At 35.8% G+C, this 25,282-nt stretch carries 27 protein-coding genes; 8 read left to right on the forward strand and 19 right to left on the reverse strand.

Annotated features, from left to right (window positions below; all coding sequences use genetic code 11):
* Nucleotides 1-12: 12 nt before the first annotated feature.
* Nucleotides 13-588: a hypothetical protein gene (locus tag HHU12_RS18720; RefSeq protein WP_169658265.1), complete on the forward strand. Its 576-nt coding sequence runs from the start codon at nucleotides 13-15 to the stop codon at nucleotides 586-588.
* A gap of 168 nt (nucleotides 589-756) precedes the next feature.
* Entirely contained in the window at nucleotides 757-1,419 is a 663-nt protein-coding gene (locus HHU12_RS18725) for a hypothetical protein (RefSeq protein ID WP_169658266.1), read from the forward strand.
* Nucleotides 1,420-1,508: 89 nt separating this feature from the next.
* On the opposite strand, the gene HHU12_RS18730 is transcribed toward HHU12_RS18725, so the two are convergent.
* From HHU12_RS18730 to rplS, 5 genes are all read right to left on the reverse strand, one after another.
* Nucleotides 1,509-1,874 (reverse strand): hypothetical protein, encoded by a 366-nt coding sequence (locus HHU12_RS18730; RefSeq protein ID WP_169658267.1) that lies wholly within the window; start codon nucleotides 1,872-1,874, stop codon nucleotides 1,509-1,511.
* A 99-nt stretch (nucleotides 1,875-1,973) separates the two neighbouring features.
* The gene (locus tag HHU12_RS18735; protein WP_169658268.1) at nucleotides 1,974-2,462 is read right to left on the reverse strand and encodes a YkgJ family cysteine cluster protein; all 489 of its coding nucleotides are present in this window, start codon (nucleotides 2,460-2,462) and stop codon (nucleotides 1,974-1,976) included.
* Between the two features lie 5 nt (nucleotides 2,463-2,467).
* Nucleotides 2,468-3,295: a hypothetical protein gene (locus HHU12_RS18740; RefSeq protein WP_205959925.1), complete on the reverse strand. Its 828-nt coding sequence runs from the start codon at nucleotides 3,293-3,295 to the stop codon at nucleotides 2,468-2,470.
* Nucleotides 3,246-3,989: a UDP-2,3-diacylglucosamine diphosphatase gene (locus tag HHU12_RS18745; protein ID WP_169658270.1), complete on the reverse strand. Its 744-nt coding sequence runs from the start codon at nucleotides 3,987-3,989 to the stop codon at nucleotides 3,246-3,248. Before HHU12_RS18745 ends, HHU12_RS18740 begins: the two co-directional genes overlap by 50 nt.
* A gap of 128 nt (nucleotides 3,990-4,117) precedes the next feature.
* Complete coding sequence (gene rplS, locus HHU12_RS18750; RefSeq protein WP_169658271.1) at nucleotides 4,118-4,471, reverse strand: 50S ribosomal protein L19; 354 nt, start codon at nucleotides 4,469-4,471, stop codon at nucleotides 4,118-4,120.
* Nucleotides 4,472-4,828: 357 nt separating this feature from the next.
* Between rplS and HHU12_RS18755 the strand changes: the two genes are divergently transcribed.
* The gene (locus tag HHU12_RS18755; protein WP_169658272.1) at nucleotides 4,829-5,440 is read left to right on the forward strand and encodes an ATP-binding protein; all 612 of its coding nucleotides are present in this window, start codon (nucleotides 4,829-4,831) and stop codon (nucleotides 5,438-5,440) included.
* Nucleotides 5,441-5,623: 183 nt separating this feature from the next.
* Here HHU12_RS18755 and HHU12_RS18760 read toward each other — a convergent pair whose 3' ends face one another.
* From HHU12_RS18760 to HHU12_RS18795, 8 genes are all read right to left on the reverse strand, one after another.
* On the reverse strand, nucleotides 5,624-6,544 hold the full coding sequence (locus HHU12_RS18760; protein WP_169658273.1) for a dimethylarginine dimethylaminohydrolase family protein: 921 nt from the start codon (nucleotides 6,542-6,544) through the stop codon (nucleotides 5,624-5,626).
* Between the two features lie 331 nt (nucleotides 6,545-6,875).
* Nucleotides 6,876-8,237: a PP2C family protein-serine/threonine phosphatase gene (locus HHU12_RS18765; protein WP_205959926.1), complete on the reverse strand. Its 1,362-nt coding sequence runs from the start codon at nucleotides 8,235-8,237 to the stop codon at nucleotides 6,876-6,878.
* Between the two features lie 554 nt (nucleotides 8,238-8,791).
* On the reverse strand, nucleotides 8,792-9,004 hold the full coding sequence (locus HHU12_RS18770; protein WP_169658275.1) for a hypothetical protein: 213 nt from the start codon (nucleotides 9,002-9,004) through the stop codon (nucleotides 8,792-8,794).
* Nucleotides 9,005-9,220: 216 nt separating this feature from the next.
* A complete protein-coding gene (locus HHU12_RS18775; RefSeq protein WP_169658276.1) occupies nucleotides 9,221-9,403 on the reverse strand; it encodes a hypothetical protein in 183 nt (60 codons plus the stop codon).
* 45 nt (nucleotides 9,404-9,448) lie between these two features.
* Nucleotides 9,449-10,204 (reverse strand): 3-oxo-5-alpha-steroid 4-dehydrogenase, encoded by a 756-nt coding sequence (locus HHU12_RS18780; RefSeq protein ID WP_169658277.1) that lies wholly within the window; start codon nucleotides 10,202-10,204, stop codon nucleotides 9,449-9,451.
* Nucleotides 10,205-10,364: 160 nt separating this feature from the next.
* Nucleotides 10,365-12,290, reverse strand: coding sequence for an STN domain-containing protein (locus HHU12_RS18785; protein ID WP_169658278.1), 1,926 nt, complete (start codon nucleotides 12,288-12,290; stop codon nucleotides 10,365-10,367).
* Nucleotides 12,290-13,282, reverse strand: coding sequence for a FecR domain-containing protein (locus HHU12_RS18790; protein WP_169658279.1), 993 nt, complete (start codon nucleotides 13,280-13,282; stop codon nucleotides 12,290-12,292). The genes HHU12_RS18785 and HHU12_RS18790 overlap by 1 nt, the downstream gene beginning before the upstream one ends.
* A 45-nt stretch (nucleotides 13,283-13,327) precedes the next feature.
* Nucleotides 13,328-13,876 (reverse strand): RNA polymerase sigma-70 factor, encoded by a 549-nt coding sequence (locus HHU12_RS18795; RefSeq protein ID WP_169658280.1) that lies wholly within the window; start codon nucleotides 13,874-13,876, stop codon nucleotides 13,328-13,330.
* 388 nt (nucleotides 13,877-14,264) lie between these two features.
* Here HHU12_RS18795 and HHU12_RS18800 point away from each other — a divergent pair, with 388 nt between their 5' ends.
* Together HHU12_RS18800 and HHU12_RS18805 are read left to right on the forward strand one after the other, a co-directional pair.
* Nucleotides 14,265-15,410: an LA_2272 family surface repeat-containing protein gene (locus tag HHU12_RS18800; RefSeq protein WP_169658281.1), complete on the forward strand. Its 1,146-nt coding sequence runs from the start codon at nucleotides 14,265-14,267 to the stop codon at nucleotides 15,408-15,410.
* 64 nt (nucleotides 15,411-15,474) lie between these two features.
* Complete coding sequence (locus HHU12_RS18805) at nucleotides 15,475-15,675, forward strand: hypothetical protein (protein WP_169658282.1); 201 nt, start codon at nucleotides 15,475-15,477, stop codon at nucleotides 15,673-15,675.
* Between the two features lie 91 nt (nucleotides 15,676-15,766).
* On the opposite strand, the gene HHU12_RS18810 is transcribed toward HHU12_RS18805, so the two are convergent.
* Both HHU12_RS18810 and HHU12_RS18815 read right to left on the reverse strand, forming a co-directional pair.
* Complete coding sequence (locus tag HHU12_RS18810) at nucleotides 15,767-16,729, reverse strand: NAD-dependent epimerase/dehydratase family protein (protein ID WP_169658283.1); 963 nt, start codon at nucleotides 16,727-16,729, stop codon at nucleotides 15,767-15,769.
* A gap of 11 nt (nucleotides 16,730-16,740) precedes the next feature.
* A complete protein-coding gene (locus HHU12_RS18815; RefSeq protein WP_169658284.1) occupies nucleotides 16,741-17,742 on the reverse strand; it encodes a helix-turn-helix transcriptional regulator in 1,002 nt (333 codons plus the stop codon).
* Nucleotides 17,743-17,801: 59 nt separating this feature from the next.
* On the opposite strand from HHU12_RS18815, the gene HHU12_RS18820 reads away from it, so the two are divergent.
* The gene (locus HHU12_RS18820; RefSeq protein WP_169658285.1) at nucleotides 17,802-18,896 is read left to right on the forward strand and encodes a hypothetical protein; all 1,095 of its coding nucleotides are present in this window, start codon (nucleotides 17,802-17,804) and stop codon (nucleotides 18,894-18,896) included.
* A 49-nt stretch (nucleotides 18,897-18,945) separates the two neighbouring features.
* Complete coding sequence (gene ggt / locus HHU12_RS18825; protein ID WP_169658286.1) at nucleotides 18,946-20,667, forward strand: gamma-glutamyltransferase; 1,722 nt, start codon at nucleotides 18,946-18,948, stop codon at nucleotides 20,665-20,667.
* A 353-nt stretch (nucleotides 20,668-21,020) separates the two neighbouring features.
* Here ggt and HHU12_RS18830 read toward each other — a convergent pair whose 3' ends face one another.
* Together HHU12_RS18830 and HHU12_RS18835 are read right to left on the reverse strand one after the other, a co-directional pair.
* Complete coding sequence (locus HHU12_RS18830; protein ID WP_169658291.1) at nucleotides 21,021-21,815, reverse strand: thymidylate synthase; 795 nt, start codon at nucleotides 21,813-21,815, stop codon at nucleotides 21,021-21,023.
* A gap of 34 nt (nucleotides 21,816-21,849) precedes the next feature.
* A complete protein-coding gene (locus tag HHU12_RS18835; protein ID WP_169658287.1) occupies nucleotides 21,850-22,764 on the reverse strand; it encodes a DUF1835 domain-containing protein in 915 nt (304 codons plus the stop codon).
* A 204-nt stretch (nucleotides 22,765-22,968) separates the two neighbouring features.
* Here HHU12_RS18835 and HHU12_RS18840 point away from each other — a divergent pair, with 204 nt between their 5' ends.
* Nucleotides 22,969-23,334 (forward strand): hypothetical protein, encoded by a 366-nt coding sequence (locus tag HHU12_RS18840; RefSeq protein WP_169658288.1) that lies wholly within the window; start codon nucleotides 22,969-22,971, stop codon nucleotides 23,332-23,334.
* 100 nt (nucleotides 23,335-23,434) lie between these two features.
* Here the strand turns inward: HHU12_RS18840 and HHU12_RS18845 are convergent, their stop codons facing one another.
* Together HHU12_RS18845 and HHU12_RS18850 are read right to left on the reverse strand one after the other, a co-directional pair.
* Nucleotides 23,435-23,941, reverse strand: a complete 507-nt coding sequence (locus HHU12_RS18845; protein WP_169658289.1) for a hypothetical protein — start codon at nucleotides 23,939-23,941, stop codon at nucleotides 23,435-23,437.
* Nucleotides 23,942-24,392: 451 nt separating this feature from the next.
* Complete coding sequence (locus HHU12_RS18850) at nucleotides 24,393-25,121, reverse strand: DUF1707 domain-containing protein (RefSeq protein ID WP_169658290.1); 729 nt, start codon at nucleotides 25,119-25,121, stop codon at nucleotides 24,393-24,395.
* Between the last annotated feature and the right edge of the window lie 161 nt (nucleotides 25,122-25,282).

Genomic DNA, 25,282 nt, shown 5'->3' on the forward strand with positions numbered 1-25,282 from the left:
AATAACTTCAACGTGTCTACTCAATATTTTTACGCTGTTTTAATAGCGACTATTTGTTTGATGAGTTCTCCTATTGACCTATTTGCTGAAGAAAATCCTAATAAGAAGAAAAAGCAAAAAGAAGGAGAAGAACATGATAAAGCTCTAGTGGAAGGGGAACATCATGAAAATCATTTTGAACTAGAATTATCATATAACAATGGTAATCATCTGGAATTCACAAGTTCTGTTTACTTTGCCCACCTTACCAAATTTCAGGGAACGGTTGAATTGACTGGACATCATTTCGCGGGTTGTTTTGTTCGTGAAATCCCTCTAGGACATTCAAAATGGGGTACTTTCGTCGGTTTAGGCTCAACTTTTGGCTTTGAAACTGAACATGACGAAGATAATGACATCCCTCAACAACCTCAACCTAAAGAAAATACCAACCACAAAGATTGGAGTGGTAATGTGATTGTACAATCAGGCTTAGCTTACTCATTAGATAAGCACTGGAGTACCGGTTTTACGCTTTCACCAGGCATTGACGTTGTAACCCGCAAACCTAACTTCGGGATGACACTGGACCTAGTATTTGGCTTTTAAGCTATTGGGCAGTTAAAACCGCATTGACAACAATTCTTAATTAAGATATATTTATTGTTTAATCACAAACATAATTGATAATATTGCGTTAATTATCACATCTACACATTGTTACACATAAGTAGAAATGATAACCTAATCGACTCATTAATATTATCAACTATCGATATGATTTACAATAATATCTTATTTCGCATTGTTACCTCAGCTATTTGCATAGTTGGTCTTAACTTTGTCGCTTCTGCACAAACAGAAACGGAAGCTTACCAATATACTGAAAGCAACGAAGATGATTTTACATCTTATTCAAAACATCACACACAACCCGAATTGAAATCGGGCAATGAACCGAAAGAGCATAAAGAGGAACATCACAATCGGTATGAATTGGAAATCTCTTATAATAATAGTGGAAACTATGAATTTACGGGGTCCATCTATTTTGCTCACCTGACTAAGTTTCAAGGTACTGTTGAGTTTACAGGACAGCACTTTGCTTCGGTAGTGGTAAGGGAGATCCCTATCGGACATTCAAGATGGGGTACTTTTGTAGGTGTTGGAGGAACATTTGGCTTTCATGACCATGAAGTACCGTCAGATCATGATCACTACATGGAAGTAGAATTGCATGATGCTCCACATCCTGATGATTACAGTACTTCTGATGTGGAAACACACAGAGAATGGGGAGGTGCGGTAATTGTACAAACAGGTTTAGCTTATTCTCTAAACAGTCACTGGAGTACAGGATTTACACTTTCACCAGGTATTGATGTACAGACTGGAGAACCTACCTTCGGTGCCACTTTTGACGTTGTATTTGGTTTTTAATCAAAACAACCACCTTTATCAATCATCAAAAAACACAAAACGGGATGAAAACTGTCTATCAGATTTTCATCCCGTTTTTTTGGCAGGTACTAATTACATTCCTGCAGCGTAAAACCACCAATTTCTTCATAATAAGAAAAATCCATTAGCTCAGATATGTTTTCACTCTCCCAATCATTTTCACATCCTTGTCTGATTTGTCTTATTTCTAATATATAATCAGATTGGTCAGTAGTCTTGGAGTGATTTCCCACTTGAAACTCATTCCTACTGTTACGACTCTCAAACGTTCCATCTAATTTTATATAAATTTCTCTTTTAAAATCTCCATCCAAATTGGTTCTTTGATAATAATGTCCTTTTGGTTGAACAGGCTCTATGTTACTTTCTTTTGAACAAGAAAAGAAAGAGACTAAAGCAACTAGAAATAAAGCGATAATAGATTTTGTATTCATTTTTCATAAAGTTTTGTTTCAACCTTAGAAGGGTAAACGAATGCTAAAAACCCTATGGACTCACTTTATTTTTTTATCTTTTTTTTGTCGTGCAACTTACTACAGCTTTTCTTTCAGCTCTTTCACTACATGAAATACCACAGGACACGTTAATGTATTGCGAGCATGCAGTGCAGGTCTTTGGTTAAAGCCTTGATTTTGTGTCAATGGATACTCTCTGCATGCTTTTGGTCTTGCTTCATAAATGGAACAGTAATTATCTGCTCCCAGGAAAGGACAAGGCTGACGGTTCATCACATAATCACCATCACTGTCCACACGCATATATTCAGAAATCACTTCTGTTTCTTTCATTCTGAAGTGCTTCGCAATTCTTTTCACATCAGTAGCCGTCACTACAGGGCTGATCGTTTTACAGCAATTCGCACAAGTCAAGCAATCAAATTTTTGAAATGCTTTCTCGTCTGTATCATTAACGATCTGATCAATCTGTTTTCCTTTCTTGACTTTCTTCAGCCGTTTTAAAAAGGTTTGATTTTCTTTATATTTTGATTTGGCATTTTTCTGCCAATCTGCATACAAATCCATTTCTTTTATAATTGATAAGCGTACATCATTTTCTGCTTAAAACAGAATACCCTCTGTGCTGTGTGATCATACAAAGCATATTCTACTTTTTTCAAGGGCAGTTTGATGTAGCGGGTTTCTAAACTGTAAAGTGCTTTAAAATGCAATTCATCTTTTTCCAGCCAATACACCTCTTCTGAGGTCAAGCCGATCTTTTTTGCTTTTTTGACGGCATAAGGTTCTGAAAGAATATTTCCTAAAAGATCAAAAGTGAAAATTCCTCTGTATCGATCCAGCACATAAAGATTGTTCTGATGTTCTCTCATCCATACCGGCTCCCATGATGCACTGTTGATCAACTGCTCCAAAGGCACATCAATAGAAATAGTTTTCACATCAGGGAAATACTTTTTCAAACGGAAACTTCCTTGATCGTATAACCAAATACCTCCATCGCTTGCATTTGTGGCCACTGAGGCATATTCTACTAAACTTGGATCAAAGATATACTCTGACTGCTCTGTGAGCTGTTGCCCCAGTATACGTATTCCCTGCCAGTCTTCAGAAAACAATACTGTATTGAGCATCGCCCAGGCATCTATCTGCACTTCTGCTGGCGATGATGGAGAATACCAGCGTTTCTTCTCCCCCTCAATCCATTGACTCACATTGCCCTGCTCATCTGCAACATATACATAACCTTTACGGTCAATATCAACAGAAGCCACTTCTCCTACTTCAATTTCGTAAAGTAGTTGCTGTGCTTGGGCTGTAATTGAAAGCAAGAATGCTACAAAAAGCACACTACTCTTTATAAGTAAGTAATTCCACTTTTTCACCGTCAAATGTTGCATAAGTATCATAAGAGAGCCATTCACCTGTGTTGATATACTTCCCTCCTTGGTCCAGATCCAACTCAAGAGGCAAGTGTCTATGACCAAAGATATAATAATCTCTGTACTTTTTAGCTTGTTGCTCCTGACAATACACCCAGATAAACTCCTTCTCCTTAGTGGTAAATCCATGCTCCTTCTTTGCTCCTGACGCTCTACTGTGTCTTGACCAAGTCGAAGCGATGCCAATTCCGATAGTAGGGTGCAAGAAGCCAAACAGCCACTGACAAAGTTTATTGGCAAACACCTTCTTCAAAAACTTGTAACTATAGTCACCAGGCCCCAATCCATCACCGTGACCTACATGAAATTTCTTTCCATAGATTTCCACATCAATAGGTTCTCTGATCACCTTGATACCTAATTCTTTTTCAAAGTAATCAAACATCCACATATCATGATTTCCAGTGAAAATAGAAATCTTGACCCCTTTATCTACTAGTTCTGCCAACTTGCCTTGAAACCTCAAGAAGCCTTTTGGAATAGCAAAACGGTATTCAAACCAGAAATCAAACAGGTCTCCAATTAAATAGATATGATCAGCGTCTTTGGCTGCCATATCTAGCCAACGGCATATCTTTTTTTCTCTTTTTTGACTTTCTTCTAATGACGGTGTTCCAAGATGGAAATCAGAAGCGAAATATACTTTACCCATGCTTCAAAGTTAAGAATTAAGTAGAAAAGAATAATTGATCCTTTATCATTCTTCTCATAAAAAAAACCGACTCTCCATTACAGAAAGTCGGTTTTTGTATTTCTTTGGTAAAAAGCCAAGATAAAAGATTAGAATCTTTTCTCTCTAACTTTAGCAGCCTTACCGTAACGACCACGTAAGTAGAATAATCTTGCTCTTCTTACTTTACCTTTTCTCAATACTTCGATTTTCTCGATGCTTGGAGAGTTTAATGGGAAGATACGCTCTACACCAATTCCACTTGAGATTTTACGTACAGTAAAAGTTTCTCCCAAACTACCTTTGTTACGGCGTTGGATTACAGTACCTTGGAACTTTTGAACACGCTCCTTGTTACCTTCTTTAATTTTTACGTATACTTCGATTGTATCTCCTGCGCCGAAAGCGGGATGTCTCTCCATGTTAGATGAGAAATCCTTTTCAACTTTTTTAATTAAATCCATTGTGATAAGATTTATCGTACAAAAATTTTCGAGTTGCAAAGGTATAAAGAATATTTTTATAAAGAAACTATACTTCTAATTTTTATCACCAACCTCTTGAGGTTTAGGTATATTGACAAAAACACCTGCAACGGATCGTAATATTACCTGAAAAAGTAAGATTAATGTACACTATGTTAATTTTATTAGTTTTTATTTACAAAAACACCTAAATACTTACATGACAGAGGGTTAGTTGCATAATTTCTGTAAATTATAGTACTATTCATTTATCACCGCATAATTTTGCCCACATAAATAAATACCAAGTTAGTCTACAAAATAATTACAAACTGAACGAGCAGAGCCCTTTATACTATGGAAAATGACCTATTAAAACTATATGATGATTTTACGTTAGGTGTTGCTGCCTATCAAAGAATCTCATCCAAAAATTTCAAGATCTACTATATCAATAAGGTAGGTGTTGCTTTGGATCATTTTAATTTAAATCATTTAGGTGGTACGCTTCATGAAGTGTATCCTGAATTAATTTCTTTTGGATTGATTGATCAATTGGAAGACGTTTTTCAGACCAACATCGAAATGAGCATTCCTTTTCGTGCCTATGAAAAGCCCAACGGTGAAATCCTTTACCGGGCCAATAAGCTGAAGAAAATAGGAAGCGACCTTATTCTGAATATCTATAATGATGAATCAGAGACTTACTCTTATATCAGAGATATGAAAAACAATAACCAACGTCTTAATAAAGCGCTGGATATGATTTCTCATGATATACGCGGGGAAGTGACAACGTCTCTGGGTTTGATAGAACTCCTCAAGCAAGAGTTCGATAAAACGAATGATGTGGAAGCATCTCTTCAAATCATACAGCAAAATATGGAGAATATAGATTTTAAAATTCACGCTTTGGTGCATTTGCTTTTTGAAAAGGCTGATAGTACCAGCAACCTTAATAGAGATTAAGAGCCTATGCATTGAACACTTTACACACAATACACGAAAACACCCTTCTGCATTCTACTTACAAAAGGGTGTTTTTTGTGCAATTCTTTATAAAAACATCGCTTCTTTACTATAGAAGAGTCTAGTAGCCCTGCCATTGATACATACTTTGCCTGACCACTAGATGTTCTTAATAATTAGAATTTATTTTCTATGAATTGGTTGGTATGAGCAACGTAAGTCACCGCCCATGTAATTCGCTTTGTCGAAAGGAATAGCAATTACCTTGATACCGAATTTATCTTCAACTTCTTTGATGATATGAGGATATTTGTCAGCCATAATTGCTGTTTTAGGGTTCACTACCACACCATTTGTTGCCATGTGATTGGCCTCTTCTTTCGTTACCTCAACCCACTCGTAATCTTTCAATTTACCTGGCAACTCTTGGTTTACTAAATCACCTTTACAGATGATACCTTGATGATCATTTAATAACATCATTGCACAGTCTAAGTGCAAAACATCACGGTGCAGATCTACTTTGTAAACTTTGTAATCGTCACCCAAAGTCTCTTGCAGCCATTTGATACCTGCCTCATTTGAAGCGTTACCAGTGTGACCTACATAGATTTCATTACCGTTTACGAATACGTCACCTCCTTCTAAGTAAACATTGCCTTCAACATCGCCAGGAGCATTGTCCGGCATCATGATTACTTCTCCTTTGTAATTTTTAGCTAAATCTAAAAGGATCTCAAGATATAAACCTTTTTCAGCTCTTCTTGAACCATTACGAAGGTTAGCCACAATCATTTTATCACCAATAGTGATGATTGGGTCTCTTGAATAACAAGTTGTCAATGCATCTAATTGATTACCTTCATAGTGGTTTGGTCTTCTTACTTTCACGCCTAATGACTCTAAAGTAGAAGCTAATTTTTCTTGTTCTTCAATAAAATTTTGATGTTTTTCCGGCTTTTCAACATGATACCATTGTCCTGGAATTTCAAAACCCATTGCATCTGCCTCGTCAGTGATATAAGGGAAAAATTCTTTTAATGAGAAGTCTACATTAGGTAAATATAATGTTGAACCCCAACGGCCAACTACAACCTCCGTCAATTGATCCTATTCGTGTTGATTATTAATTTTTTGTGCTTTTACATTAATCCCTGCAAACATTAATAATCCTAGTGCTGTTATTTTCAATAAGTGTTTCATCGTTCTGTATTCTAAAGTTTTCTCTCATTTTTAATAGGGAAATAGGAATCCATTTACCCCATCTCATTTCAATAAAAAATTGAAAGAAAATTTACCCCACATCAAAACAAAGAAACTAAACCAATGACAACCAACTTATTGAATAACATGTTTCAAATAAAAAAACTGCACCCTTTTTCATAAAAAGATGCAGTTTCAAGCAACTGAACATTATAATAAAACGCCCTTATGGTTATGTCAAATTAAAACAAAGGACAGTGATATCATCCTCTTGTTCTTTGCCAAATTGCTCTTCAATATATTCATCAAAGCTTTCTTTCCATGAATGTTTATAACCTTGATAGAAACCTTTTACTATGCTTTCCAACGCTTCATGCCCTACAACTTGCCCCTCTTTTGTTTTATGATTTACAAAGCCATCTGTTGACAGTACAATAACATCGTCCGAGTTCACTTGGTATTCTTTATCCATATAAGGAATAGAATCAGGATCATTGTTCGTCACCCCAACCGACCTGTCAGAACTTTGAACTCTTATCACTTCTTCATTCTTTACAATATAACCGATTCCATTGGCACCAGAATACACAATGTGATTATCTTCTACGTACACAATAGATAGATTACTTCCTTTATTATTGATACTATTATAATAGTTGAAATTCTCTCTGATATATTGGTGTAATTCGTAAATCAACTCAGAAGGGCGGTCAGGTAACGACTGCAAAGTATCCAAATAAGACGTGATCACCGACCCTAAAAGCATACCGGTCATCCCTTGATTAAAACAGTCAATCAATACCACTACCGTTGTCCCTCTAAAACTATTTACATAATAATAATCTCCACCTACAGTATCCTTAGGCTTGAAATAGATATAGTACTCTGCAAAGTAATCCTTCAATACTTTATCACTAGGCAAAGTATTCAATTGTATTTTTGAGGCATATTCAATACTCGTCTTGATCGCTTCTAAACTATTTTCAGCCTTTATTTTATCAGACTCAACTTGTTCTTTCTCTCTTTTTTCATCTATGATCAGCTGTTCCTGAGTGGCAATGATCTCTTCCTGCTGCTGTTTTAGCTCTTCTTCCTGTTGAAGAATTTCATTTTGCTTCTCCCGTAAAGTTGTTTCTGCCTGATTACGCAATGCATCATAATCACCAATGGTAATCACCACATCAATACCCACACCTACAATAATAGCATAAGTGAAAATCTGAATATTGAGGGTAGCGTCATCTAAATTCGTGAAAGGAATTAAATCAAACGCACCTAACACGAAAAGCAATGTGATACAACCTAATACCGCATAAGCAAAACGCCTCCCTACCCTTGATCCGAAAGAAAGGTAAGCCGACATAATCGGAGACAGGAAGAAATAAATAATAGGTGATGAAACTCCTCCCTGCACGAAGCAAAGAGAGAAAACCATAAAAAGGGAATAAAAATGTAGTATGTAGTTCTTCTTTCCTTTATCATAGGGAATATACAGCAATGCCCCGTAAACCACTGAGTGGAAAGCAAGTGTTTTTGCCTCATTATACAGCCCCAACGGAATGTCGATAGGTATAAAAACCACGAGCATGAGCATAATGAGATTTAACTTTGATTTCAAAAAGTTATTTTTATTCTCCATAGGTTAAAAAGTAATATTCTAAGTAGTTTAATAGGATCGATATTCACACAAAATTTCCAATTATCATTAATACAAATTGTTGCTTCTTACTTTGTGACGAAATAATGAAAGAAGTGTAAAGTACAATTACATACTTCAAAACAGTATGCTTAAAACGTATAATTAAAAATAGTATTTGTGGTTAGATATATTAACAGTTATTTACAAATGTAAATGAATTTTCTTTGATTTTCTAACGCATCTACTCAGATTAAATAACCACTAATAGCTAATATTGTGATTTTCCGCATATTACATAACAAATAAAAATATTGCTAAGATTAACTTTGGCAACAACCGACAAAACGAAATGAAAATATTCTCATATAGTACTTAATCGAAGATAATGTCATGCTTTCACATGTAACAAGCTGTATTTAAGTCATATTAAAACACAGTGCTGTAACATCATCTACTCGCTTTTTATCGAAATGATTCATGATATATTCATCAAAACTCTCCTTCCATGACTACTTATATCCTTGATAAAAGCCTTGTATGATTATTTCAAGATCTTGATGCCCCACCATTGCACTATTTTTGGTTTTATGATTTACAAAACCGTCTAAATAAAATACAATTACACCGTCAGATGAAATATCGTTATCATAACCCTTATAAGGAATGAAATGTTTATCATTGATTGCTTTGCCAATAAAACGATCGGAGCTTGTTAGAGGCACATACTCTTTTACTTTTACGATGATGTGTAAAAGTAATTCACTGGTTGATTTACCATCATCAAAAAAAATAATCTGATTCTATTAAGTACTACAATAATGTCGCTTTCTACTTTTAACATCCATTATATTCTCTTAACATTCTTTAATCTATCATTTTTAACGCACAAAAAAGCCGTTACCTATTTAATAACGGCTCAACCAATATATTTTTTTCAGCTACAATGCTCTCAATCTTTTTTGAAGAAGCGATAATGACTGCGTGGAGTCTTTTAAATAAAGTTCAAAACCTGTCTTTTCTTCTTCGTGCTTAAAAGTCAGTTCTTCAAAGGAATAGTAGGGAGCCTGAGCAAATGATACGGCGTAAACAAATAATAACGGTAAAAGAAATAAGTATTTCATGAAGTGTTTGCTAAAATGTAATAGTCACAAAATTTTTAGGTGGTTTCACCAAACTTTTGGGAAAAGAATATTTTTATGTGGTGGATAGTTTTCAAATGTTTTCAGATACCATTCATGATGATCTCTAGCTCTAGGGATCAGATTGGCTAGCGTCCAAACTAAAAAGCTTAAACTTGCCACACTCGGCACCATTAAAAAGAAGCCTGTCCACTCTATAATTTCACCAAACAAATTAGGAGAACTCACATATTTGAACAAAAAGCCTTCTGGTATCACATAATGTGTTTCTCCAGGTTTTCTCAAATTCAAAAGTATATTGTCAGATTTGATGTTGATATACATACCTGCACCAAACAACAACAGTCCGAAGGTAAATAAGGGAAAGGAAAAATAAAACCATTCTTGCCCTAAAAAATAGCCGTTGAGGGTACCATTAATGCTGTTGAAGAAAATGGCGGAAAACATAATTACGACCGGCATTTTTTTCTTTTTGTTGGACATGCGAAAGGGGAAAATAAAAGTACGGTTGATGTAATGCAACGTCCAGCATAACATCCCTGCTTTGGCAATCCATGAAGACTGCATTCCGCCTGTCATCAGAAAACCAGTCCATAGACCCATTATTGAAATCACCTCCATAAAAAACCATCCCCACGAATTAGGAATTACAGGTCCCCAGTCTGATCGGGTATGACGCCCGAATGGTGCCACAACTTTCAAAATAAAAAAAACTAAAAAGGTTATTATTGCCACTCCAATCCACCCCCATCCTATGGTTTCGAGTAATTCTTGATCTATCATAAAGCATTAAAATGTTTGTTCTTAAGTTAAGAATTAAGAAGGAAGAGTTAAAGTGATACATGATGAACAACAATAGAAAATCATTGTAATATTGCTCTAAAACCATCTTTACGTACCACAACACAAACCATGTCTTAACTCTTATCTCAATTTTGCTTATTTACCAAGAAAACCTCACCCCCACAGTTCCGCTGATCCAGAAGTGTCCAAACTCTGTTTGCTCAGAATAGAAAGACGGAGGAGCAACGTATTCGTTATCTCTTAAGAAAGGATCATAATTTACACTTGGTCCCAGAGTGATAGAAATTCCTTTCCAGATTGGCTGTTCATACATCAAACTCCACTTTGCAAAGCGATGCTCAAATTTTGATGTTGCATTATTGAAGTTGCCATGAACACCAACTTCTGTCAATAATCTTTTGAAAAGATAGGCACCAAAACCAATTCCGAAATGATAACCTTCATAGCCCTCTAAGTAGTTTGAAGCGAAAACACTTGCACCCACTTTATAATAATTATAGAACTTTCTGGTACCTGTCTGAAACGAGAAGTTCAACATACTGAATTCATCCAAATGATAACTCACAGAATGATAGCCATTGTTATAGTAGCTGAACAGCCCAATTGGCACTCCTTTTCTACCATCTTTTGCGGTATTCACCAAACCAATCTGCACACCTTTTAGCGTATCTGCATAATTGTAAATTCCGGCTAATTGAAGCCCCTTGATTTCTCCTGAGGCATGATTGAAAATACCCGAAACTTGCCATCCTGTTATGTTTCTGGAATGATTAGTAATCCCTGCCAATTGAAATCCTTTAATATCCTTATGATTGGTATTTAAAATACCGCTGATCTGTGCTCCTCTTATTTCTCTGGAATAACTGTAAATACCACTCAGCTGCAATCCTTTCACTGAAGTTCTTGTAGTGCTTGTAATACCTCCCAACTGAAATCCTCTCACATTTTCTCTTACCACGTTGGAAATACCGCCTATCTGAACACCTATCACAGAATCTGCCACAACATTGGAAATACCACCAATCTGAAGGCCGTTCATTTCCCCCATATTGAAATTGACAATACCACCAATCTGCGCCCCAGTTACATTTCCGCCCACAATATTACTTATACCGCCAATTTGTGCTCCTTTCATATGAAAGCGGTTAATATTGACTAAACCACCAATTTCTAGCCCTCGGTCAACTCCAGCAGAATAACCTAGCAACACATTAAATGAAAATCTATTGGTGTATGAACCTCCAAGGAAATTGTTATTGCTTAAGAAAGGCACCAATGTAAACTGTGCTCCTCTACGCTCCACGTATTCAATACTATTGGAAATAACATCTACCTTCTTCGGCACAAAACGCTTGACAATATCCAGCTGATGCGGGTTTTGTGTTGATATGGCAAGGTCAGATGAAACAGGTCTTGCATTATCATTGTAGGGTGACAAACCTATATTATAAAGTACCTCGTCCTCATCTTTTCCAGGGTTGAACTGCACCATTGTATCATAATAACCTCGGTTACGGAAATACACACCTTTTTGCATTCTTTCCAGCGGTACTTTTAATGCATAATAACCCATACTGTCCGTAAGGGTTAATACTTTTTGAGATTCATCATATACAACTACATTCTGAAGACCCATGCCTGTAGCGGCATCAATCACTCTACCTTTCAGCAGAATATTTTCCTTCAGCCGCTGTATCTCCTCCCGTGTTTTTCGTTTCCGTTGATCGATGGGTCTGATCGTCAAAGAAAGCGTTTCCCGGATAATGATATGTGTCCCAATCTGTTTGAACTCATAGTCATACCCCATGATATCCGTCAACACCGCTTTTACGGTAACATTCTGTCCTTTGAAACTGACTTCTTTATATAAATCAATAATGGCAGGATTATACGAAAAAGAGAAGCCGCCTTGTCGTTTGATTTCCTCCAGGGCCACTTCTAATGTTTGTTTTTTAATATCAATACTAATAATACGCTGCAACAGGTCTCCGTCATCATCTTTGGCAGAAACAGTATTGATTAGGAATAGAAAAAGAAAAAAGAAAAAATTTAAACGGTATTTCATTAATCGATATAATAGGCTTTATCCCCTGTTTTTTGAACTTGTAAATTCAGAGTGAGCTGTAAGATTTCAAAGACTTCCTCAATGCTGTTGTCTTTAAAGTCTACCGTCAGTTTTTTCTTATTCAAACTTTCTCTATTTACATTAATATCTACTCCATAAGCATTTTCTAAAGTAGAAATCACTTTTACAAAAGATGCATTATGGAAATTCAGTGCTTTCGTCTTCCAGAATAAATTATTCATCGAAACATTTTCTTCTTTGTAAGGCACTTTACTGCTTGCATCAATAGAACCTTCAGCGTTTTTCTCCAGCAACACAAAATTATTTTCTTCTGTGTCTAAAGCTTCCAATTTCACCAAACCCTCAGTTACCGTTACCGTCACATCATTGGCAGTAGCTTTCACATTGAACTTGGTTCCCAATACAGTAATATCGCCTTTTGCAGTATGCACAATAAAAGGCTTATCCTCATCATGAGCAATTTCAAAATAAGCTTCTCCGTCTAAAGTCACTTCCCTGCTGTTGCCCTCAAATGAGGCTACAGAAAGTGTAGAATTGCCATTGATTGTAATGTCAGAACCATCATTCAATTTTTGTGTTTCAGGAAGATCTACTTTGTAAACCTCCACTGCTACAAAACCATTGGTTTCTTCTTTCTGCATATAAAAATTGACTCCAACTGCCAGCAAAACAATAGCAGCAATGGAGGACGCAATCCTTTTCCAAGGTGTGAACTGTACCACCTTCGTTTTATTTTCTTCGGCCTCGATCGCATTATTCATACGGTTCCAAGCCTTATCCACATCTACATTCACTTCTGGAATGGATGCCGAAAGCGATGCTTCCCAAACCTGCTGAAAGGATTCAAAAGTCGCCTTATTTTCGGGTGAATCATCGATCCAAAGTTCTACTTCTTTCCCCTCCTCTTCTGTTGTTTCATGGAGAAGGTATTTTGTAAGTAATACTTCATCTATATTATTATTCTTTTCCATAATCACTGATATGACACGTAACTTTACTATTACCCCTATTGGAGATTAGAAATTTTTCAAAAAAAACAGAATCAAGATTGTAAAAAATCCTGTCAGCTCGGTTCTCAAGTATTTTAAAGCAGAAGACATCTGATTCTCCACCGTTTTCACACTAATATTGAGCTTCTTAGAAATTTCCGCATATTTTAATCCATCAAAACGGGAAAGCTGAAAAATTTCTTTCCTTTTTTCCGGCATACTGTCAATGCTTTCACGAATTTTCAGATCAAGCTCACTGCTTTCCATCGTGTCTGATTCATTTTGTGACGCCTCATTGATTGCCTCTTCATTGTAGGATTTATACTGTTCCTTTACCTCAATATGTCTGATCACATTCAAAGATTTATTTCTGACGGCTCTATATAAATAAGCTTCCACAGAAATATCAATCTTCAACGTCTCTCTATTCTCCCATAATTTGAAAAGGATATCATGCACCACATCTTCTGAAGCTTGAATATCTTTCAGGAACGTATTGGCAAAAGCACATAGCTTTGGGTACTGTTCTCTGAATAACTTTTCAAATTTATCTTTTGTAATGACTTCTTCTACCAAAATATAGTTTTGTTAAGTAGGGTACTAAAACACTTACTACAGTTACAAAGTACTAATCTAAAATGTAGTTTTCTTATAAAAGAGTAATTATTCACTCCAACACTTGACTTATTAATGCTTATTTAAGAAATAATCTTCAGAAAGCAATTCAAGGCTCATGATAGAATGATTTATTGAAAACTGTATCAAAAGTAAGTTTTTCAATTTTAAATCTTTCTTAATACAATTAATAAAACAGCCTTTTTGATCATAAAAACAGACATTCTTAAAAAAAAATCAACTTTTTTTCATTTTTCAATAGGGGTAAATCTCACTTGAAAGGTCATACTACCGAAGCTCACAAAATGAGTATCAATCAAAAGAAGATCAAAAATTAATTTTAATAAAAATGAAAAAATTACTGTTATCAATTATTGCTGTATTAGGTATTTACAACATCACTTTAGCACAAGAAGAAGGAGTAGTGAAGAAGAAAGCAAGTGTGGCATTTGTTTACCCTATTTCATCCAATGGTGCGGCAACAAATGTAGAAAATAATGCTTCATTCAACTTACTCTTCGGTGCCAATGCTGGCGTAAATGGAGCGGAACTAAGCGGTATCGGGGCTTTAAACAAAGGTGACATCAAAGGCGGACAATTTGCGGGTGTTTTCAACGCAACAAAAGGAGATGTAAAAGGTGGGCAATTTGCCGGCGTACTGAACGCCACTCATGGTAATACTGAAGGTGTGCAAATAGCAGGTGTGGGCAATACCACTAAAAACAATGTAACAGGTGTGCAGTTTGGTGCTGTCGGAAACATTACTTTGGGTGATCAGAAAGGTGTGGCGATAGCAGGTGCTAGTAACTATGTGAAAGGAAATGTAAATGGTGTACAAGGTGGTACTGTAAACATCGGCCTTGAAAAAGTGAATGGTGCACAAGTGGGTGTAATCAACATCGCAGATACGTTATCAGGTGTACAGTTTGGTGTGATCAACTTCAGCAATAATGTAGAAAGAGGAACACCGATCGGGATCATCAACGTAGTGAAAAACGGTTACTATGCCATTGAAGTAACTTCGGGTGAAATCAACGTGGCAGGTGTGAGCTATAAAATGGGTACGACTGATTTCTATACAATTTTCAAATACGGTTATACACCTGATTATGTCTCTACTACAACAAATCACAACTTCGGTTTTGGTTTCGGTACATTAAGAAATTTATCAAGAAATGGTAGACATCAATTGGCAATCGACATCACTTCCAATCATTTTATCCCTTATCAAGGAGCAGATAAAAACGAAACGAACAACAACATCAATATGGTCGGTAAATTAGACGTCAACTATCATTTCAAAGTCAATAAAAATATTTCAGTAGTGGGTGGTCCTTCACTCAACGGATACTACTCTGAAGTGAAAGCCAATGACGCAAGCAATTTCGGTACGCTTACACTTCCTTCTGAGACAATGATTCATCAAGAATTCAACGCTACCAACACTCAAGCAGTTTGGGTAGGATTTAATCTTGGTATCAATTATACATTCTAATGGAAAACAGACGAAGGGGCTAGACATCTGGCTCCTTTTACTGATTAAATAACGATCTACTACAATGAAAAAGGCAACACCAAAAAGAAGCTTCGTAGAAGCCTTTCAAATCGCATTGATCAACCACTCTCTTTTTGATCAGGAATTGTTTGAAGAAAATTATCAGACTCTGTATCAGAAAATTGAGTCATCACTACAAAGCAGTGTCAAAAGTGAAACCTCTTTGTTATTCAAAACATTAAATAGTTCAATTTCAAAAAGTTAGATGAACACAGCATTAACAAAAAGAAGGTAAATCAAAGAAAATGAGCAAGTTAATCACCAAACAACTCACAGCATTGTGAATAAAGGTGAAATTAATCAAGGATAAGCTCCTCATTTTCAATCCATTTGTGAATATCTTGCAAAGAATTGTGAATAACTTTCGGATTAAAACCAAGGTTATTCACTGCTTTTTGATGAGAAATAGGATTTTTAAGCTCTAAAAGTGTATTAATTGAATATGAGTTAATTGGAAGTGGAGATTTTGAAAACTTGTCCACAAAATCAGTAAAAGTTGCCAACATTTTCATGATGGATGTTGATAACTTAATAGGAGTTATTAACTTTTGTGAAATATTCCCATACATTTTTGCAATTTCAGGGATTGAATAATAAGTATTTCCCAGAATAAATTTTCCCTCCACTTCGTTTCGCACCGCAAAAATACAACTTTTTGCCACATCCTTAACATCCACAACATCAAAGCCTCCTTGGGTTAACATTGGAAGTCTGTAAGAATGGATCAAACGGAAAAGCTGATTAAAACCATTGAAATAAAAATCACCTCCACCTATGATTGAAGTGGGATTCAGAATCGTAATTTTCATACCGTTCTGCTGACTTAAAAAACGTTCCATTTGGGCTTTGGAATAGTCGTAACTTCTGTTTTCATCCATGACTAACGCAGCCGTCTCATCAAAAATTCCAGATGCGGGCACCTCCATACTATGAATAGAACTGATGAAAATAAAGTGATTTACACCTGCTTTTTTTGCCTGTTCGAATAAGTTTTTGGAGCAAAGGTAGTTCACATTATATACATCTTGGTTCTCCCCATACCTGGGATAAACCACCGCCGCACTGTGAATAACTGTATCCACCTTATTCACAAACTGTTGAATACTCTGTTGATGGGTTAAATCGCCCACAATTTGTTCTACATTTTGAAGTCGGTCAGTTCTTTTCCGAACAAGGACTTTGTGCTCCATATTTTCTTTTTGAAGATAATGATGCAACACATATCCTACATGTCCGGTCGCTCCTGTTAAGGCAATCATAATGGATTAAATTACGGTTTGTTTTTCAGTTCTATCATCACTTTAGGCGACATCCCAAAATGCTTTTTAAAGGCATCAGAAAACTTAGAGATTCCTTTAAAACCCAACTCTTGTGATACTTCTGTCACCGTCTTTTTTTGATGGACCAACATATTCCTTGCTTCATCCATTCTTAGCTGTGTGTAAAACTGATAAAGGGGCTTCCCAAATTCGGCTTTAAAATCCCTTATTAATTTAGACCTGCTAATACCAAACTCATCACAAATCAGTTCCAACGAAGGAGGATTTGATAAATCTTTTGTGATGAATTCCCTTATAGCGAATAACCGTTCTGTATCAAAAGAATCTAATTTTTTGACATCATCAACATCTCTTTTGGTCAAAAACTCAAAAATCTGCCCAAGTATAAATATTGACTGACTATACACAATCGATTTGTAAGAAACACTATTGCGTTCTGCTTCAAAAACCTGATCCAAAGCCGTAGCGATTTCATAAGTATGTGATTCAAAAAACAGCCAAGGTTCGGGGTTATGAATAAGTTCTTTTATCTCATGAAAGCGGTCACCAAAGTAATCATCTAAAAGATGTTTTTTAATCATGATTGTTACCCATTGTGAGCGGGTCCCTTCTGCACCATAATTAATTACCGCTTTTCTAAGATTAGAAATTATCAAACCACGTTGTTTACCTGGCCCAAATACTTCAATTTTAGAATCAGATTCGTAAATATGAGTTATGTCCCCTTCCCTTAACAGCATGATGTAAATAAAATCAGCGTCTTTTTTAGGAAGGTGCCTCACTCCTACTTCTTTTTCCACTATACAATCATGAACAATAATTTTAATATCGTTCAATAGGGTAAAAAAATGATAATCTATATGTCCATATTCTGATCTGGAATTAATTCGTTTCCCATCAAAATCAATACCTGCTAGAGTTGCTATTTTATTAGGAAAAGAAATCTCATCATTATGATCTACATTGATTATTTTATCTTCATTTATTGTCATTCGGCAACAGTAATTTCTATTTTTGGACTTAGTTCGTTCAACAAAAATAGTCACAAACCATGAAATTAATCTCATTTACTAAAATCAGGAAAGGAAAACCTAAGAAAAAGGCAAAAACAAATGAGGATAAACTGACAAAATTATGGTTTGAGGTACAAAAAAAGAAGAAACGAAATACGTTATTAGTGAAAGAGGTGAACTTAATGAAAACCGCTTATCAAGAGCATTTGGAAAAAGTGGCCACTGCACGTTTCACTACTTTACATCAATATATTGAACGTTTACTTTTCCTTGGTAAAGAAGCTAAACTAACCAATAAAAACCATCAGTTTTTTCAATTATTAGTGCAACATTACCTTGTAGAAGGGCTTCAATCTCCTTTTGCTAAAACACTAAAGTTTGATCAGTTGATTCCAGATTTTCAAATGATCGCAGAGAACTCTTCTTCTAAAAAAACGAAATCGCAGAAGAAAAAAGAAAGGCTTGAGCATGTTAAAAAGCAATTGGCTCTATTAAGCAGATCAGAAGATATAGAGCATTTAATTTCTGATGAAGATTGGGACAAGATGATGGAAGATGACCATCAAATTCAAAAATGCTTTGATGAAAAAATACAGCCTTATTTATTAAATAAACAAAAGAAACAACTGCAAAAAGAGGCGATTCAGAAGGCTGATACTAGAGAAAAAACAACCATCAACTACACTTCTGTACATTCATTATATAAAAAACTAGCCAAAAAATTCCATCCTGACCTAGTGAAAGAAGAGAAAGAAAAAGAGGAACGACATCATTTAATGTCTGTCATCACTGAAGCAAAAAATAAAGAAGATATTACTACTCTACTAGATTTATATAGCCTTCATTTTTCTGAAGAGAAAATTGAATTTAAAGAAGAGGAATCCGAGAAGTTATTACAGCTTTTAGAAAAGCAATTGAATGACTTGGAAGAGGAAAAACAGGAAATTATAGGCGGTCCCAAAGAGCATTATATTTATAACCTTTTTGTCGGTAAATCTGGAAGCGGTATTGAAAGGGAAGCTATTCATTTGAGAGAAAGTGAAAAGCATAAACAACAGCAGTTGCAAATACAATTAGAGGAGTTAGAAACAATTGAGGACCTGCAGGGTTTATTGTTGGGATATATGCAGTAATCATTTTGTTTTTTAACTTATAACCCAATTCAAAATCAATTCAATTATTATGATACAACTTTACATTAAAGCACATTTAAAGCGCTTTTTAATAGGAGGATTACTTCTTTTAAGTTCAATTTCTATACACGCTCAGGATAGAGTCACCGGCAGGACATTTGCCACTAGATCAGAGGTGTTGGCTCAAAACGGGATGGTAGCCACTTCTCATCCTTTAGCAACACAAGTGGGGTTAGATATTTTAAAGAAAGGCGGCAATGCCATTGACGCGGCGATTGCAGCTAATGCTACTTTGGGACTAATGGAACCGACAGGCTGTGGCATCGGTGGTGATATTTTTGCGATTATATGGGACGCAAAAACACAAAAGCTTTACGCCTTAAATGGCAGTGGGCGTTCGCCTAAAAAATTGACTTTGGAGTATTTCAAAAAGAATAACTATTCAAAGATTCCTGCCTTAGGTCCTTTACCTGTCAGCGTGCCGGGAACTGTGGACGGATGGTTTGAAATGCATAAAAAATTCGGAACCATGGAGATGAAGGAAATTCTAACTCCAGCCATCAATTACGCTGAAAGTGGTTTCCCTCTGACAGAACTGATTGCATGGTATATGCAGAAGTCTATTCCGAGGTATCAAGCGAAAGGTTTTCCGAATATAGAAGATACTTACATCAAACAAAATGGAGGAACACTACCCAATGAAGGTGATATTTATAAGAACCCCTACTTGGCTAATACTTATAGAAAAATTGCGGAAGGCGGAAGAGATGCTTTTTATAAAGGTGAAATTGCCAAGACGATTGGCACATTTATAAAAGAACAAGGTGGTTTTCTAAGTAAGAAAGACCTTGAAGCGCATCATTCAGAGTGGTTAGATCCTGTTTCGATTAATTACAGAGGCTATGATGTATGGGAACTTCCTCCAAACGGTCAAGGAATAGCTGCATTGCAAATGTTGAAAATTCTGGAGCAATATGATTTTTCTAAAATTCCTTTCGGCAGTGCAGAACATCTTCATCTTTTTACAGAAGCTAAAAAACTGGCATTTGAGGATAGAGCTAAATACTATGCTGATATGGATTTTTATGATGTGCCTTTGTCCACTTTACTTTCTGAAAAGTATGCGATAAAAAGAAGCAAAGAAATTGGAGAGAAAGCTTCTACGTATGAGGCTGGTAAAATCAGTGCAGGAGAAACGATCTATATGACGGTAGCGGATAAGGAAGGCAATATAGTGTCTTTGATCCAATCCAATTACAGAGGAATGGGATCAGGTATGGTACCTCCAAAATTAGGATTTATGCTACAAGACAGAGGGGAATTATTCTCTCTTACTGAAGGACAAGCTAACACTTATGAACCGAGTAAAAGACCTTTCCACACCATTATCCCTGCTTTTATCACTAAAGATGGAAAGCCTTATGTTTCGTTTGGTGTAATGGGCGGTGATTTCCAACCTCAAGGTCATACTCAAATTGTAATGAACCTAATTGATTTCGGTATGAACCTACAAGAAGCCGGTGATGCACCAAGATGGGATCATACAGGCGGTGCTTCCCCTACGGGTGAAACAACGGAAAATAAAGGCATGATTAGAGTGGAGTCTGGTATTCCTTATGAAACGGTGAGAGGATTAATGGACCGAGGGCATCAAGTTGGTTTTACGAGAGGTGCTTATGGTGGCTATCAGGCTATCCTTTGGGATAATATCAAAAAAGTATATCATGGAGCAAGTGAGAGTAGAAAAGATGGACAGGCTGCGGGGTATTAGTAATCTCTTCACGTTTAATATCATGACTACAGAATTTCTTGAGGATCACTAATTACACTATAAACTATAGTTTAGTATTTATACAGTATTTAGAAATCAGGAGATTTCTGATGATCTGCAGGGCACAAATGACGCTTACGCTTAACATTTGCGCCATTGGATATACTGCTATATTAGTTTGGTAGTGCTTCCCCGGCCTTGAATTTTTTGCTTCTTTTTGTTTCAAGACAAAAACGAAGAAGAAGGAAGTTTGAAAGTAGATCATAGAACGTTTACAGAAATGTAAATAAAAAAACAGGCTACCTTATCATTATTATAAGATAGCCTGTTTATATTTTTCAGCACTCCAACTATTACACAGATACTTCTGCTTTAATATGTGGATGCGGATCATAATCTGTCAATTTGAAATCTTCGAATTTGAAAGAGAAGATATCTTTAACGTCAGGATTGATTTCCATTTTCGGTAAAGACCTGAAATCTCTTGTCAGCTGTAATTTAGCTTGATCAAGGTGATTGTTGTAAAGGTGAGCATCACCTAAAGTATGAACAAAATCCCCTGGCTCTAAATCACAAACTTGAGCAATCATCACTGTCAGCAATGCATAAGAAGCAATATTAAATGGAACGCCCAAAAATACATCTGCGCTTCTCTGGTACAACTGACATGAAAGCTTACCGTCTGCTACATAAAACTGGAACAGAGCGTGACAAGGCATTAAAGCCATTGCGTCCAACTCCCCTACGTTCCATGCAGAAATTACCAAACGTCTTGAATTAGGATTGGTTTTGATTTCGTTGATCAACCAAGAGATCTGATCAATTGTTTTTCCATCAGCACCAGCCCATGAACGCCATTGTTTACCATAAACAGGACCTAGTTCGCCGTTTTCATCCGCCCATTCATTCCAGATTCTTACGCCATTATCCTGAAGGTACTTTACGTTAGTATCTCCATTCAAAAACCATAACAACTCATGAATGATGGAACGAAGGTGTAACTTCTTTGTCGTTAAAACTGGAAAACCTTCTGATAAATCAAAACGCATTTGATGACCAAACACTGATCTTGTACCCGTTCCTGTACGGTCTCCTTTCTCAGCTCCTTCCTCTAAGATTCTGTTTAATAATTCGTGGTATTGTTTCATTCTGCTCTCATAAAAATTCGAATGCAAAAGTGCATCATTTCCTTTCGATAACCAAATTATTAACACCATCAAAATAATAATCTGTACGCACTGCACCTCCTAAGAAAAGATAAGACAATGTACTGTCATCATATTTATGTGTTCCTCTGAGCACTTGCCCTCCTTTCAAGGTCAAATGATACTTATCATCTCTTTGTTCGATCAGGTCCAGAGAAAGCCTTTTGATGATGTTTTCATACTGCAAATCCCCAAAGCCTTCCCATGTTTGCCTTCGAAGCAGTTTACCGATCAACTTGAATAACGTCAAAGGCTCATCATTCAAGAACTTCAAAATCCTCCTTTCCAGTTTATTCAAACCGGTTTTAGGATTAGGAAAACGCTCTAGGTGGGCTATCATCGTTTCTTTGAGATAGGCAAAGCTGACGGGATGTTTGTGAATCAGCAATAGAAAATCTTTCAGGTCATCACTTGTATACCTTGCCCAAAATTCAGAAGCGTATTCAAGGTCGTTCTCCGAAAGTGGCAATCTTTCATTAAAAAGCCTTGGGTAGTCATGTACTTTGTACTCCCCCAGTCCTTTATTTCTTTCGGTATTGATAATGGAAATCTTGTTGTAGACTACATCATTTTGTGTTATGAAAGAAAGGATTGCCATCAGATTAACTTGGCAGAAGAGATCGTGTTCAAACCATAATACAATTTCGTCTTCGGGTTTTAAGTGATTGAGTTGTTGTAGTTCGGCTTGTAAAATAGCAGCATACTCATTAGAGGAGATGTTGAAATTGGAATTCAGGAAATTCGTTCTCGATTCAAAAAAAGACGGAGTAAAAAGCGGACCAAAACAGTTGCCTTCTACCAGCATCTCCCTGAAAACGATGGAAGAACCTTCGAAATTGTTCTTTTTCCAGATTTCAAAACTGCTATCGCCGTTCAGTATATGGTAAATCATAAGCTAGTATTGATATATTTACATTGAAATGGTTTAATTTTTAAAAATATCACAATTTAAAACTATTAACATTGAATATTCAACGCTAAAATTAGCTATTTTAGTGAATTTTTCATATAATGCATATCAGGACGTTGATATTATTTAATATCATTTTTTGTGTGCGTTCTTTCTAGGTAACTTATAACTTATACAACGACTATCATGAGAGCATTAACGAAAAAAGAGCAAGACATCATTGCCATCATTAAGGCGAGTCTGCGTGAGTCCATGAAATTTGGTTTTATAGCAGAGTATATGAGTGTTGTCTTACCAAATCACAAAGCGTTAGCCGAAGAAGCACTAGCGAAGCTGTGTCCTCATTCCGGCGCTCAGAAAGAGAAATTGACAAAAGATGATGTGAACATTATTCGTAAAGTGATGGAATTCATTGCTGAACCTAATACACCTTTCGTGAATATTATTCACCCTTACCACAGAAGTTTAGCCATGGAATACCAAAATACATGGTTATACAACCTCTCTGAATTGGGCACACCAATGAATAATGTGCCTTCTTATCTAAAGTAATTATGCAAGAGCATATTTGAAAGCTTCAAATAGACTACAAAATATGCTCTAAATACTAAGCCGAAAATAATATGAATTAGTGTTATTTTCGGTTTAGTGCTTAATAGTATTGAGGATTAACATAAACGCTCAATCCTCTTAATCTTTTCTTATAATTGTTGTCCATTTGTTCTCTGATCAGACGAATTTCAGCTTTACTAAACTGAACATCTTTTTTTACTGCAGCTATTTTCCTCGCGTTGAAATATACTTTCAACAAGCCAAACAGGACAAAAAACTTAAACTGAATACATAACAAAGAAGGAGGTTCTTGTAACATCATTACAGCAACCACTTCAAGCAGTAAGATACTGCACACCACACCTGCCAACGTTTTCACAAGGTATTGATCAAAGAAATAGGCTCCCATTAAATACACAAAGATCATTAACAGGTAAACACCCAAAAGTGGAAAGTTTTTGTAGGTGTAGTGAAGGTAAATTTCATATAATGGAGACAAAACCATCATGGCCAAAAGCACTCTGTTGATTAGTAAATGATTGTTCTGCTTTTCATATAAATCAAGCAATTTGTTTTCCATTTCTACGATGTGTTGTGTAGCCTGCATGTGCTATAGTTTTTGAAGGTAAAGTTTACTAAGTATTGAAGATGAACATGTTATTCATACTTCCACACTTCTGAAACAGTAAGTAATAATTATTTGAGTTGATAAAATAAGTTAATTAATTTAACTTAAAAATCCTATTATCATACACTTAGATACTATGAGTATGTTTGAAATACTACAAGTGATCAACTCTTTCTGAATTAATACTTATCATCACAACATCAACATATAATAAAGGAATTTTTGTTCCCTATACATTAAAAAAAGCCACCATCCCATTCAAGGAAAGTGACTTAAAAATTTCTTTATTAGCCTGATAAATAGTAATCGGGTACTTTATAAAAAGAAGAAGAAAAATGCATGATTGAAGGGGGACCTGTTGGGGTTAAAGAAACATTTTTCTTAACCCTTAATTCTTACCTCTTAGCTAAACTGCCCTAGTACTCAAGATCTAAATATCATATACGGTCACATTTACTGCTCCTAATATACTGAACCCTTCAAGTATCAAATGACAATTTACTTTGCCTGCTGCTTTTTGAGATCCATCTTCTCTATTAGGACTGAACGCATTGTAGATCTTATTTTTCCAGGTTTTACTTTTTAGAACGTGGGTATATTCACTTAAAATTTTCTTAGTTCTGTCCTCTACTATGGTACCTGGCAACACTTTGATATTCACCTCTCCTACAACTTTTGTCATACGGAGTTTAATCACCGCACCTTCCAAACATTGATTTCTCAAATCTACACTTGTTTCTCCGACTATTGTAACTACCTCATAATCAGACTTTGTGTTTTGTAAATTTGGGTCACTAAAGCTTATTTTCTGCTCTCCAATAATTGTAAAAATCCTAGATGAACTTGTACTCACATTATCTATAACAAGACTTTTCCCCGCTAAAACATTCAAAGACAATTTATTATGATTTTGCTTTGCATGATTCTCCGGCGCAATCACACTAGAAGAACTTGTGCTGACATTTGATTCCTTTCTATACTGTTCTGGAAAATCAGAAAGCACTAAATCCAATTTTTCGACAGAATCTGCTTGCATTACCATATCTAATCTATTCTCATAATCATGAGGGTCAAGATTACCTTCCGTAAATGCTTTCTCAAGAATATCTAAAGTTTGTTTTCGTTTCTTTGGCAAACCAAATTGAGAGACATGTTTCATTGTTAATCCTTACTATTTAATCTTAAAGAGCTATTATTACCAAATAAATGAATTATTCATTCTGTTTTGACACTTTTTACTAAAGTAACAATCAAGTAGGGTAAATATGGAATAAGTCTACGTCTATCCCATATTTATCCCTCTCACAGAACCGTGCGTAC

Source organism: Flammeovirga aprica JL-4, from assembly GCF_012844305.1.
GTDB classification, from domain to species: Bacteria; Bacteroidota; Bacteroidia; order Cytophagales; family Flammeovirgaceae; genus Flammeovirga; species Flammeovirga aprica.

Excerpts from the sequence above, each read along its gene's own strand:
- HHU12_RS18725 (WP_169658266.1), top strand. The coding sequence starts at position 757 with ATGATTTACAATAATATCTTATTTCGCATTGTTACCTCAGCTATTTGC.
- HHU12_RS18730 (WP_169658267.1), bottom strand. The coding sequence starts at position 1,874 with ATGAATACAAAATCTATTATCGCTTTATTTCTAGTTGCTTTAGTCTCT.
- HHU12_RS18735 (WP_169658268.1), bottom strand. The coding sequence starts at position 2,462 with ATGGATTTGTATGCAGATTGGCAGAAAAATGCCAAATCAAAATATAAA.
- HHU12_RS18740 (WP_205959925.1), bottom strand. The coding sequence starts at position 3,295 with ATGCAACATTTGACGGTGAAAAAGTGGAATTACTTACTTATAAAGAGT.
- HHU12_RS18745 (WP_169658270.1), bottom strand. The coding sequence starts at position 3,989 with ATGGGTAAAGTATATTTCGCTTCTGATTTCCATCTTGGAACACCGTCA.
- rplS (WP_169658271.1), bottom strand. The coding sequence starts at position 4,471 with ATGGATTTAATTAAAAAAGTTGAAAAGGATTTCTCATCTAACATGGAG.
- HHU12_RS18755 (WP_169658272.1), top strand. The coding sequence starts at position 4,829 with ATGGAAAATGACCTATTAAAACTATATGATGATTTTACGTTAGGTGTT.
- HHU12_RS18765 (WP_205959926.1), bottom strand. The coding sequence starts at position 8,237 with ATGCTCATGCTCGTGGTTTTTATACCTATCGACATTCCGTTGGGGCTG.
- HHU12_RS18775 (WP_169658276.1), bottom strand. The coding sequence starts at position 9,403 with ATGAAATACTTATTTCTTTTACCGTTATTATTTGTTTACGCCGTATCA.
- HHU12_RS18780 (WP_169658277.1), bottom strand. The coding sequence starts at position 10,204 with ATGATAGATCAAGAATTACTCGAAACCATAGGATGGGGGTGGATTGGA.
- HHU12_RS18785 (WP_169658278.1), bottom strand. The coding sequence starts at position 12,290 with ATGAAATACCGTTTAAATTTTTTCTTTTTTCTTTTTCTATTCCTAATC.
- HHU12_RS18790 (WP_169658279.1), bottom strand. The coding sequence starts at position 13,282 with ATGGAAAAGAATAATAATATAGATGAAGTATTACTTACAAAATACCTT.
- HHU12_RS18800 (WP_169658281.1), top strand. The coding sequence starts at position 14,265 with ATGAAAAAATTACTGTTATCAATTATTGCTGTATTAGGTATTTACAAC.
- HHU12_RS18805 (WP_169658282.1), top strand. The coding sequence starts at position 15,475 with ATGAAAAAGGCAACACCAAAAAGAAGCTTCGTAGAAGCCTTTCAAATC.
- HHU12_RS18810 (WP_169658283.1), bottom strand. The coding sequence starts at position 16,729 with ATGATTGCCTTAACAGGAGCGACCGGACATGTAGGATATGTGTTGCAT.
- HHU12_RS18815 (WP_169658284.1), bottom strand. The coding sequence starts at position 17,742 with ATGACAATAAATGAAGATAAAATAATCAATGTAGATCATAATGATGAG.
- HHU12_RS18820 (WP_169658285.1), top strand. The coding sequence starts at position 17,802 with ATGAAATTAATCTCATTTACTAAAATCAGGAAAGGAAAACCTAAGAAA.
- ggt (WP_169658286.1), top strand. The coding sequence starts at position 18,946 with ATGATACAACTTTACATTAAAGCACATTTAAAGCGCTTTTTAATAGGA.
- HHU12_RS18830 (WP_169658291.1), bottom strand. The coding sequence starts at position 21,815 with ATGAAACAATACCACGAATTATTAAACAGAATCTTAGAGGAAGGAGCT.
- HHU12_RS18835 (WP_169658287.1), bottom strand. The coding sequence starts at position 22,764 with ATGATTTACCATATACTGAACGGCGATAGCAGTTTTGAAATCTGGAAA.
- HHU12_RS18840 (WP_169658288.1), top strand. The coding sequence starts at position 22,969 with ATGAGAGCATTAACGAAAAAAGAGCAAGACATCATTGCCATCATTAAG.
- HHU12_RS18845 (WP_169658289.1), bottom strand. The coding sequence starts at position 23,941 with ATGCAGGCTACACAACACATCGTAGAAATGGAAAACAAATTGCTTGAT.
- HHU12_RS18850 (WP_169658290.1), bottom strand. The coding sequence starts at position 25,121 with ATGAAACATGTCTCTCAATTTGGTTTGCCAAAGAAACGAAAACAAACT.